General features: G+C 54.0%; 9 protein-coding genes. 2 read left to right on the top strand and 7 right to left on the bottom strand.

The window, feature by feature from the left end; all coding sequences use genetic code 11:
• The first annotated feature begins 105 nt into the window (after nt 1-105).
• Nucleotides 106-957, top strand: a complete 852-nt coding sequence (locus TRICHSKD4_RS02225; RefSeq protein ID WP_009465761.1) for a fumarylacetoacetate hydrolase family protein — start codon at nt 106-108, stop codon at nt 955-957.
• On the opposite strand, the gene TRICHSKD4_RS02220 is transcribed toward TRICHSKD4_RS02225, so the two are convergent.
• The gene (locus TRICHSKD4_RS02220) at nt 954-1,661 is read right to left on the bottom strand and encodes a GntR family transcriptional regulator (RefSeq protein ID WP_040615981.1); all 708 of its coding nucleotides are present in this window, start codon (nt 1,659-1,661) and stop codon (nt 954-956) included. The two genes, TRICHSKD4_RS02225 and TRICHSKD4_RS02220, sit on opposite strands and share 4 nt — an antisense overlap.
• A 114-nt stretch (nt 1,662-1,775) precedes the next feature.
• Between TRICHSKD4_RS02220 and TRICHSKD4_RS02215 the strand changes: the two genes are divergently transcribed.
• A complete protein-coding gene (locus TRICHSKD4_RS02215) occupies nt 1,776-2,753 on the top strand; it encodes a GlxA family transcriptional regulator (RefSeq protein WP_009465759.1) in 978 nt (325 codons plus the stop codon).
• A gap of 21 nt (nt 2,754-2,774) precedes the next feature.
• Here TRICHSKD4_RS02215 and TRICHSKD4_RS02210 read toward each other — a convergent pair whose 3' ends face one another.
• The 6 genes from TRICHSKD4_RS02210 to TRICHSKD4_RS02185 all read right to left on the bottom strand — a co-directional run bounded on the left by TRICHSKD4_RS02210 (nt 2,775) and on the right by TRICHSKD4_RS02185 (nt 10,390).
• Nucleotides 2,775-5,984 (bottom strand): 2Fe-2S iron-sulfur cluster-binding protein, encoded by a 3,210-nt coding sequence (locus TRICHSKD4_RS02210; protein ID WP_040615979.1) that lies wholly within the window; start codon nt 5,982-5,984, stop codon nt 2,775-2,777.
• Nucleotides 5,985-6,069: 85 nt separating this feature from the next.
• Nucleotides 6,070-6,519 carry a MarR family winged helix-turn-helix transcriptional regulator gene (locus TRICHSKD4_RS27835; RefSeq protein ID WP_009465756.1) on the bottom strand — a complete coding sequence of 150 codons (450 nt, stop codon included), beginning with the start codon at nt 6,517-6,519 and terminating at the stop codon, nt 6,070-6,072.
• 83 nt (nt 6,520-6,602) lie between these two features.
• Nucleotides 6,603-7,301, bottom strand: coding sequence for an aspartate/glutamate racemase family protein (locus TRICHSKD4_RS02200; RefSeq protein WP_009465755.1), 699 nt, complete (start codon nt 7,299-7,301; stop codon nt 6,603-6,605).
• A gap of 16 nt (nt 7,302-7,317) precedes the next feature.
• The gene (locus tag TRICHSKD4_RS02195) at nt 7,318-8,631 is read right to left on the bottom strand and encodes a TRAP transporter large permease (RefSeq protein WP_009465754.1); all 1,314 of its coding nucleotides are present in this window, start codon (nt 8,629-8,631) and stop codon (nt 7,318-7,320) included.
• Nucleotides 8,628-9,341, bottom strand: coding sequence for a TRAP transporter small permease (locus tag TRICHSKD4_RS02190; RefSeq protein WP_009465753.1), 714 nt, complete (start codon nt 9,339-9,341; stop codon nt 8,628-8,630). The genes TRICHSKD4_RS02195 and TRICHSKD4_RS02190 overlap by 4 nt, the downstream gene beginning before the upstream one ends.
• Nucleotides 9,342-9,412: 71 nt before the next feature.
• Complete coding sequence (locus TRICHSKD4_RS02185) at nt 9,413-10,390, bottom strand: TRAP transporter substrate-binding protein (protein ID WP_009465752.1); 978 nt, start codon at nt 10,388-10,390, stop codon at nt 9,413-9,415.
• Nucleotides 10,391-10,394: the final 4 nt, after the last annotated feature.

The following is a 10,394-nucleotide window of genomic DNA, read 5'->3' as shown; positions in this document are numbered from 1 at the left end:
CTTCTTCCCTCCCTAAACTGATAATTCCATCAAGGAAGTCTTTGACAATTCAGCGCACATGTTCAACCGTTCAAAAAAACCAGAAACAAGCGGCGGGAGAACAAGATGAAGTTGGTTCGGTTTGGAAATCAAGGTGCTGAAAAGCCCGGGGCCTTGGATGAAAATGGGCAAATCCGAGATCTGTCTTCCCTCATCGACGAACTGTCCGGCGCAGCACTTGACCCCACCAGTCTGAAACAGCTGGCAAGCACCGACCTCTCCACTCTCCCTCTGGCACCAGAAAATTCACGTTTGGGCCCATGCGTCGCAGGAACCGGAAAATTCGTTTGTATTGGGCTGAATTTTGCGGACCACGCCGCTGAAGGTGGATGGGACATTCCCAAAGAACCAATTGTGTTCATGAAGGCCACCAGCGCGATTTCTGGTGCCAATGACCCAATCGTCCTGCCAAGAGGCAGCGAGAAAACCGACTGGGAAGTTGAGCTTGCCATCATCATAGGCAAACACGCCAAATATGTGAGCGAAGCAGAAGCGATGGATTACGTGGCAGGCTTTGCCATTGCCAACGACGTCTCCGAGCGCACCTTCCAAACCGAGCGCGCCGGACAATGGACCAAGGGGAAATCCTGCGACACATTTGGACCAATAGGCCCCTGGCTTGTGACCAAAGATGAAATCGGTGACCCGCAAAACCTGAAAATGTGGCTCACCGTCAATGGCGAAACCCAACAAGAAGGATCATCTGCCACGATGATCTTCAATGTGAGTCATCTGGTTTCCTATCTCAGCCAATTCATGAGCTTACATCCCGGTGACATTATCTCCACCGGCACTCCTCCGGGCGTGGGCATGGGACAAAACCCGCCCCGCTATCTGAAGGCCGGAGATATCGTCAAACTTGGCATCGAAGGATTAGGACAGCAGCGACTTGAGGTGGTCTCGGACCAAAACGCCTAATTCGACTTCAAAGGCTCACCCAAATCACCGGAAAGCCCATCAGGCATTACAAAGCGCTCAATCTGATCTCGTGACAGCGCCCAATGCGCCAGAGCAAGGGCCGCTGCGCGTTCCTCATCCCGATTTTGAAGGGCATCGATCATTGCATCATGTTGTCGGCACGCCAGATCATGACGACCAGCCTGTTCATCAGTTGCCGGTTCAAAAAACGTCATGGCAATCCGGGTATGATCAATGAGAAGACGCTCCAGACTGATCGTTAGATACTGATTACCGGCCATATCGCCGGTAATCCTGTGGAAGGCATCATTTGTCAGCGCCCGGTCGGCTGTTCCGCCGCTTTCCACTGCTTGCCGAAAGGCAGCCTGAGCCGCTTTCAAGGCGCCTATCTGTTCTGTAGTGGCGTTACGGGCAGCAAGACGCATGATTGCGCTGTAGACAAGTGGGGCCGCCAGAAAGAAATCCCGAACTGTCACATGGGACATATCCGAGACTCGCGCTCCCCGGTTCTGATGCAGCGTGACATATCCTTCCCCGGCGAGTTGTTGCAGGACTTCCCGAAGCGGAGTGCGCGACAAATCATAGGCCGCACACAGTTCACCTTCTTCTAGTGAGCTGCCCGGAGGGCGTTTCAAAACGAGGATATCCCGTTTGATGCCCTCATACGCGATGACCTTCGCCGGCAATCTGCACTGCGCTGCCATTCAACTGCCCCTACGCAAATTTCATTTGACGGATTTGTATACTTCCTGAATACAATAAACTGCCTATAGGGAATTTTGCAAAGTCCGAGGCGACACAGGAAGGGAAAAAGCGACATGACAAGTCCTGAAGACGTGACCTTTTTGTTGCTCGACGACTTTTCACACATCGCCTTTTCCTGCGCGATTGAACCCTTGCGAATTGCCAACCTGCTTCATGGGTCGGAACTCTATCGCTGGCGGTTGGCCTCTGTTTGCGGGGAGCGCGCCGTCTGCTCTAACCGAACCGTGACACTTGTGGATCAAGGCCTTGATCCACTGCCGCCACGCAGCAGGCTCTTTCTTGTGTCCGGCCAAAACGCGGGCGAACGGGCCACACCGGACGTTCTCGCCTTCATTAGGCGCGAGCGCACGCGCGGCAACCGGATCGGAGCACTGTGCTCTGGTGCTTATGTTCTCGCCAAGGCAGGACTATTGGACGGTCGGCGGGCCGCCGTTCACTGGGCATTTCATGACAGTTTTGAGGAGACGTTTCCAAACGTCACATTGTGCCGAAACATCTTCGTTGCCGACGAAGCATTCGTCACCGCATCAGGCGGCACAGCTACAACGGACTTGATCTTGCATTTGATAGGTCAGTCGCATGGTGAAGATCTGGCAGTCGCCGTTGCAGATCAACTGGTTTACAACGGCGTGCGGTCGGGCAATGTCCAGCAACAGATATCCGTTCAAGCACGTTATGGCATTCGCAACCCGCATATTGCAGAAGCCATTCGATTAATGAAAGAAAGCGCTCCCAATTACCTGCCAACATCGGAGATTGCCCGCCGTATCGGCATTTCAACGCGGCAGCTGGAGCGCCTGTTTCAAAAACACCTAAAGGTGTCACCCAAAAAATATGTGATCGACCAGAAGCTGGCCCGTGCGCGCAATCTGCTCTTGCAGACCGAAAAGTCAATCACGGAAATAGCCCATGCCTGCGGATATGATTCCGCATCGCATTTCATCCGCCTGTATCAGTCCCGTTTCGGGGTTACACCGCACAATCAGCGCCTCAACATTGCAGGGACAATGGAAGAGCGGTTGATGGCGTAAACGGCCAAACGCTCTTGAGGCTTAAAGATCGACCTCAATAACACCGTTCTTCTCCGCTGCTCGCGACTGGCATAGGATTACGGCTGTTTCGCGTTGTTTTTTTGACAAAACAAAATCGCGATGCTCGACGTCGCCAGAGACAAGCCCGCATTTACAAACCCCGCAAATCCCGTCTGCGCATTTGACATTGATCTGGATACCATTCGCCGCAAGAACGTCGGTTGCTGTTTCTGAGGTAGGCACCTCTAACTCCAGCCCACTTTTAGCGAGTTTCAAGATGAAGGGGTGGTTCTCATAGTCGGGCATATCCGGCACGTTGAAATATTCAACATGGCGCTCGTCTTCAGAAAAACCATTGCTCTCCGCAGCGGCCATCACCGTATCCATGTACGGTACGGGACCGCAGCAATAAACATGATCGCCGGGGTGATAGCCCCCGAGGATATGATCCAGATCAGCGCGGCTTCCTTCATCACTGAAATGAAGATGTACCCGCTCAGCCCATGGCATAGTTTCAAGGTCCTCCAGAAAACCGGCCCTTGCGCGCATGCTGCAGGAGTAGTGCATCTCAAACTCAGCCCCGATGGCATGAAGCCGATGCGCCATCGCTATCATCGGGGTGATACCAATACCGCCACCCATCAGGAAACTGCGCCGGGCATTTTCGACCAGCGGAAAATGATTGATGGGTTTGGAGATGAAGATCCTGCGACCCTTGCTGAAAATCCGATGCAAAAGCTGCGAGCCACCTCGCCCTTTATCCTCACGCAAGACCCCGATCTGATAAGATCCACGTTCCGCCGGATTTCCAGACAATGAATATTGGCGCAAAAACTCAGGCGCGACGACAATGTCGATATGCGCCCCGGCAGTCCATTCGGGCAGAGATGCGCCATCAATGGCAGAAAACTCATACTTGGTTACGCCGTCAACCATGGGCTCAGCCTTGGAGATCTCCACCGCGATAACCGGCGCATCCCCATCAATCTTGTAGGTGTGAAACAGGCCTTCCATTTCGTTTCGCGCAATTCTAGCCTTATATTCCCGGGCGGTGACCAAGGCCTGATAAGCCTCAATGCCCTTTTCACGGTCCATCGGGAAAGGAAATGGCCAAGGGTGTGGCGCCAGATTGGCTGGATAAACGGCAAGCGTCTGGTCTTCATATTTCAGGTTCAGATCTTTTTGCAGCGGACGCTCATTAACGGGGTGCTTTGTGGGACGATAGGCACCATCTTCTGAGAGCTCCAGATCCCACCACCACTTCTTGACGAGGTTCTGCTCGCCATTGCCGACCATGTCATCCAGCTTGGCGAGCACCGGTGCCGCCTTGGGTATATTCATTGCAGCCCATCGAAACGGCGCTTCTGCAAATATTCCTTCAAGGTTCCAAGGGCAGGTTTTCATGCAACGACCACACATCGCCCCACCCATATTGGTGATCCGATAGGTGGTGCACTTCTGGCTATCTGATTTCCAGATCTCATAGCCGTTAAACATCATTTTCGGCCCGGCAGTGATCGCGCCAGACGGACATTCGCGCGCGCATTTGTTGCAAGCCTCACAGAAGCTTTGCAGGCCAAAGGAAATCGGCTTGTCATGCGCAATCGGTATAGTGGTTGTTACAGCACCGGATTTGAGCCGCGGCCCCAAAAACGGATTGAGAATGACCTCTCCAATCCGGCTCACTTCCCCCAAACCGGACAGGAGCAGCAACGGCGGCTGCAACACCTCACCGTCGATCACGGTGTGCGCTTTAGCCTCGTATCCAAGATTGCGGATTTGCTGGGCAACAATACTGCCAAGAATGGAAAAACGCAGATACGCCCGCATTGACTGGGAAACGGCTATCCAATCATCCCCAGATGTACCCTCTGTGGTCTCATATCCCTGGTCAATCACCATTGAGAGCGCTTGATCATGCGGCGGGTCTATCGGCACCCCACCTGCATCATGAGAATACCAGGTCCAATCCGGACACCGGGACAGACCTACTGCATCTGCACCGAGAAAATAGGAGGTGGCCTTGAGATTGGCCGCATTGGTCTGGGCATCACTTTCTTGCTTATCGGGACGTGGCTCTCCGTCCTGAAGCAGGACAAAGGCCCCAAGCGCCCGACGTTGAGCCATCGACGGCGCCGACTTTCGGACATATTGCCCTCCGGTGGAAGCCGTTTGCACCTTCTTGCCAAGATCACCGAACAAGGCGCGCGCAAACATGTCCGTACGCTTTGGCACCCTCGGAACCCGGTCTTCATCAATATAGGTCGTTGGCGTTTCAACCCTTTTGAGCGTTTCAAACGGATATGCGCCATCAACGTATCTTCGATTGGCATATGGATCGAGGTTTCCTGCGCTCTTCGCAGTCTGATATCCCAACTTCCAGGTAATGCCATGGGTTCTGCTCTTTGGCTGTTCCGCCATCTGCTTAAGCGGCAAGTCATGCGCAATGGGCAAATCCGTTGTGACAACAGCTAGGGCAAACCGTGTCCCAAGATATGGATTTGAGACCTTACCCTGCTCCACTGTTGCCAGACCCGATTTCACCGCCAGAACATTGAGATCAACATCGGATGTCGAGGCGCTATGCGCACAAGCTTCATAGCCAAGAAGGCGGATGTACTGAGCAAGAACAACTGCCACTTCCATAGCGCGAAGTGCCGACCGATGGACTTCCGCCCCGTTGAGCCATTCAAATCCCGGTTCGTCAGCTCGCACCGGGCGCGGCGTTTGCATCATGACGACAAGCGCATGTTGATGATGAGAGACCGTTTTGGGCGGTGCGTTCACGGCATCTCGAAGATCAGCCATAATCGCATCAATCCCCGAGGCCAGGGATTTGCATTGTTCGGTGCGCAGTTTATCGGCGAGACGTTCAAGGTCCGGGTTTCGGACTGAACTGCGCAGAAGGGCAGAGGCAGGGACATCACAGGTCGCCATCATCGAGGCATCTTGAAAAAATCCGAACGCCTTCAAATGATTTTGCCGCTCGTTAAGACAGCCCGGAATCTCCGCTCTGTTGCCATTGACGATGCCGTCGCGAACTGCATCCAGCATCGCCTGCGCTTCTGTCATGGCGTTGAGGATGCTCTCCGGCTTGTCGGGCCGGGAAAAAGTCAAGGGAGTGAAGGCCGGAACGTCTGGCAACTCTGTGCCGACATCACGTCTCGCAAGTCGCTCTAATGGAAACGGACCAAGATGCACGGGTCGGTGTCGGTCCGAAAAAAGCCTCACAAATTTCCTCCCCCGGCAGCGCCTTGGGTGGGCTGCTCTTGGTTCTTATTGGCAGCACCAAGCAAATGACGCCATTCAATCTGCATTACAATCTCGTCAGCCGAACGTCTTCGCCCTCCGTCAGCTGATCAATGGCAGCCATGAGCCGATCATAAGTTTCGCCATCCAACTTGCCTGAAAAATGCTGGTTCAGCTCCTGCACAAGAGCGTGGCAAATCCGTAGTTTTTCGCTCCCAAGCTCCGTAAGCGCGATGTCGGTAAACCGTTTGTCGTCATCGATATCGACCCGCTTGATAAGCCCCTGCTCCTCCATGGACTTCAACAGGCGCGATACAACGGGGCGCGCCACGCAAATATAGTCTGCCAGTTTCGAGGGAGAGGACACATTCTCAAGGCCAACACCGCGCAAGACACACCACTGCAACCGAGTAATGTCATGAACCGCGAGTTGCTTTTCCAACCGCGTTTCCATAATCCGCGCCAACCGCGTCACCTTGAAACCGATCCGATTATGGAGTGTGTAACTTTCGCTCATCAGCCATTTATATCCATCGCCACACAGGTAATTACCATTGATAATTACCTGTGTAAATCAGATTAGGTTTTTAGGCGCTTTGTTTATAATCCCGCGTGAAACCAGCAAAGATGCGTGTAGATGGAATAAACGGGCAATCCTGTGGCGTTTCGAATGTCGTTCGCATAGGGGGGCATGTTGGTACATTCCAGTAAGATTGCCCCAACATCAGGATACCGGGTGACCAGCTTACTGGCCGCATCCAGCAGGTCCAGTCGAGACGCATCAACATCAAGTGTGTCGCGGTTTTCCAGAATGGCAGCGCTGAATTCTCGCCCCCCTTCAGTTCCAACAACCGGGACTGCCTCCGGAGCGGCCACCCCAACCGCTTGAAAGTGGGCAGGTGTCAGAGACGCTTTTGAGATGGTGATAACACCGACCCGCTTGTCAGGCGGCAGTATCGCCTGGATCATCAGGATTTGTTGAAGCGCAGATGTGGCAACCGGAACGGCCAGTGCACGGGCAAGATCATCCTGCAAAAGGGTCAAGAACCCGCAGGTGGTTGCAATCCCCTTGCACCCGGCCTCAACGAGTTCCTGTCCCGCTTCAATAAAGGGCTCAATAAGCTTGCGCGGATCTTGTTTGATCGCACGATCAGGACTTGCCCCGTGAACGATCTTGTAGGTGACCGGAAACGGCCAAGTATCTGGGTTCCCAACATCCCCCAGAATGCGCGGAAACTGGGTATCCAGCATCAGGATACCCAGCTTCGCTTTATCAGCTCGGTTTGAGGAAGCTCTCATTCAAGCCTCACCCGGCCTAACCTCCGGGTCCTGTGCGGATGTTCTCCGGAAGCCAGGTTGCGAGTTCTGGCCAAATCACAAGGATCACCACCATCAACAGCATCAACCCAACCATCGGAATGGCTGTCTTGGCGATGTAGGAAATCTCGTGCCGCGTCATGCCTTGCAAAACGAACAGGTTGAACCCGATCGGTGGTGTCACCTGCGCTGTTTCAATGACAACAACCAGGAAGATACCGAACCAGATCACATCAATGCCGGCGGCACGGATCATAGGCTCGACAATCGCCATCGTGAGAACAACCGAAGACAGTCCATCCATGAACATGCCAAGGATCAGGTAAAACACGGTCAAAACGGCGATCAGAGCGATTGGGGACAAATTGAACCCTTCAATCAGCTCCGCCAAAGCCCGCGGCAAACCGGTGAACCCCATGGACAAGGAGAGGAAGGCAGCCCCCATCAAGATCAACGCAATCATGGCCGATGTGCGCGTTGCACCCATGAGGCTCTCACTGAAGGTTTTCCAGTTGAGAGACCCTTGGAAGACGGACAAACACAGCGCCCCGATGACCCCGACGGCTGCAGCTTCTGTTGCAGTGGCGTAGCCCATATACATGGACCCGATCACGACAAACACGAGCCCCAGCACAGGCGCCAGAAACCGACTTTCCTTGAGCATGGTTCCAAAGGACATGGACGGCTCAGGGTCAGGCTTCTGACCTTTACCGAAGAAATGCCAAGCGATGATGTAGGTCATGAACAAGCCGGACAAGACGAGCCCCGGAAAGATTCCAGCCATGAACAGTTTGGTGATCGATTCATTCACCGTCACACCATAAACAATCAGGGTCAGCGACGGCGGGATCATCAGTCCGAGGGTTGCAGCCCCCGCCAGCGTTCCAATAATCATGAATTCCGGATATCCGCGCGATCGCAGTTCCGGAATCGACATCTTGCCCACCATGTTCAAGGTCGCAGCTGAAGACCCTGAAACAGCCGCGAATATTGTACAGCCAGCGATATTTGTATGAAGCAGCCCTCCAGGAAGGAATCGCATCCACGGCGCCAGACCTCGAAACATGTCTTCAGATAATCGCGTTCGGTACAGGATCTCACCCATCCAGATGAACAGCGGCAGCGCTGTGAGCGTCCAGCTGGATGCCCCCGTCCAGATGGTGGTAATCATGGCATCACCTGCCGGACGGCTGGTGAACAGCTCCATCCCCACCCATGCGACACCCATCAGCGCCAGACCAATCCAGACCGATCCGCCCAAAAGAGCGAACAGCACAAAGACAAAAACGAGTGTTGCGTAAATCTCGGTCATTCCACAACCTCGCCGCCAATGTGGCTCTTGCGATCAACAAGCAGCCGATAAAGATAATCCCAAATGGCGATGGCCAGAAGCACGGTGCCAATCGACATGGGAAGCTGAGGCACCCAAACCGGCGTAAAGACCCATTCACTGCCGGTCTTTGCCCACATCTCTCCCCATTTGGCGGGCGAGTTCGCAAACATGGTAAAGAACGTCAACAGCCATTCCGGCACATAATCTTGTCCCTGCGTACGATCATTCAACATCTCTGAAAGGATGTTGGTCTTGATTGCATAACGGGCGAAATAGGTGGCAATCCAGGCCGCCAGCAACATGGCGACGGCATCAAGCCAAAGCCGCGTATGCGCATTGAGATTGAGGAAAATGGACACACGAATATGCCCGCCACGGGTCAATGTGTAGGCAAGCGCGAAGAAGGACGTTGCCGCCATGGCATAGCCTGCATACTCGGTTGATCCGGGGAATGTCAGTGCCGACCAACGCGCGATCATCTGACCCACGATCAAGAGCAGGATCATGACCATGAAGCCCGCAGCGATCACTCCCGCACCAACATAGACACGGTCAAGTACCCGCCAAACGGGGCGCAACAGCTTCCCGGCCAATTGCGGATTTACAAGGCAAAAAACGGCGAGCGCCGCTGGAAATACAAAGAGCCAAACCCAAAGTGGCAGCCCAAGAAACGGTTGCCAGTCTCTCATCAATCACACATCCAGTTTTTGAAAGTCAAAAGACCCCGTCGAAGATCGACGGGGTCAGTGGTCAGGGAAGACTAGTTGGCCTTATATGCATCCAGAATGGCCTGACCGTCTGCGCCGGTGTCTTCCAGCCAGTCAGCAGTCATCTTCGCTCCGATGGTTTCCAGCTCACCGCGGAACTCATCGGACGCGTCTTCAACACTCATGCCGTTAGACGCGAGTTGCTCGAAGTACCAGTTGGCAAGTTCTTCCGACTTTTTGGCGCAAGCAGAGCCTGTCTCGTCCGCGGCCTTTTGGATCGCAGCTTGGGTGCCAGCATCGAGGCCTTCCCAAACCCCTTTGTTCACCATCACATAGTTGCGCGGCAGCCACGCATTGACCTTGTAATAATGCGTCAGGTGCTCCCAGACCTTCCGGTCGTAACCAGTGGAACCTGAGGAGATGAAGGATTCCGCGACACCGGTTGCCAAAGCCTGACTCAACTCGGCAGCTTCCACTTGAACCGGGATCATGCCCAGCGCTTCAGCAAAGGTTGCTGTTGCCGTGTTGTAGGAGCGGAACTTGACGCCTTGTGTGTCCTTGGACGACGCAACCGGCTTGTTGAAATAAAAACCCTGCCCCGGCCATGGGCAAGTATAAAGCGTAACGAGGTTGAGGCCCGCCAGCTGGTCATTGACCTTACCCTTGGCGGCTTGCCAGAGCTTTTCATTCGCTTCATACGACGTGGCAACAAAGGGTAGATTATCCCACCCAAGCAGCGGCGCTTCATTTGCGTGCGCGGACATAAAGCGTTCGCCAATGGGGGCCTGACCGGTTTGGATCGCGCGCTTGATCTCACCACCCTTGAACAGAGAACCACCCGGGTGAACGGTGATATCAATATCTCCGTTTGTGTACTCACGCACCTTGTCAGCAAAAACCACACCCATTTCCGAATGGAAATTGGTGGCCGAGTATGCCATTGGCATATCCCATTTTTCAGCCATTGCAGCGCCCGACAACATAGCGGTGCAGGCCAAAGCCAATCCCAGTTTTGCGTAGACAGTTTTCATACTC

Source organism: Roseibium sp. TrichSKD4 (assembly GCF_000148725.1).
Classification (GTDB): Bacteria; Pseudomonadota; Alphaproteobacteria; order Rhizobiales; family Stappiaceae; genus Roseibium.
The sequence above is the reverse complement of the archived record's forward strand: the minus strand, read 5'-3'. Positions and strand labels throughout refer to the sequence as shown.

What these genes read in the sequence shown, in the direction of transcription:
- TRICHSKD4_RS02225 (WP_009465761.1), top strand. Translation starts at nt 106, where the DNA reads ATGAAGTTGGTTCGGTTTGGAAATCAAGGTGCTGAAAAGCCCGGGGCC.
- TRICHSKD4_RS02220 (WP_040615981.1), bottom strand. Translation starts at nt 1,661, where the DNA reads ATGGCAGCGCAGTGCAGATTGCCGGCGAAGGTCATCGCGTATGAGGGC.
- TRICHSKD4_RS02215 (WP_009465759.1), top strand. Translation starts at nt 1,776, where the DNA reads ATGACAAGTCCTGAAGACGTGACCTTTTTGTTGCTCGACGACTTTTCA.
- TRICHSKD4_RS27835 (WP_009465756.1), bottom strand. Translation starts at nt 6,519, where the DNA reads ATGAGCGAAAGTTACACACTCCATAATCGGATCGGTTTCAAGGTGACG.
- TRICHSKD4_RS02200 (WP_009465755.1), bottom strand. Translation starts at nt 7,301, where the DNA reads ATGAGAGCTTCCTCAAACCGAGCTGATAAAGCGAAGCTGGGTATCCTG.
- TRICHSKD4_RS02195 (WP_009465754.1), bottom strand. Translation starts at nt 8,631, where the DNA reads ATGACCGAGATTTACGCAACACTCGTTTTTGTCTTTGTGCTGTTCGCT.
- TRICHSKD4_RS02190 (WP_009465753.1), bottom strand. Translation starts at nt 9,341, where the DNA reads ATGAGAGACTGGCAACCGTTTCTTGGGCTGCCACTTTGGGTTTGGCTC.
- TRICHSKD4_RS02185 (WP_009465752.1), bottom strand. Translation starts at nt 10,390, where the DNA reads ATGAAAACTGTCTACGCAAAACTGGGATTGGCTTTGGCCTGCACCGCT.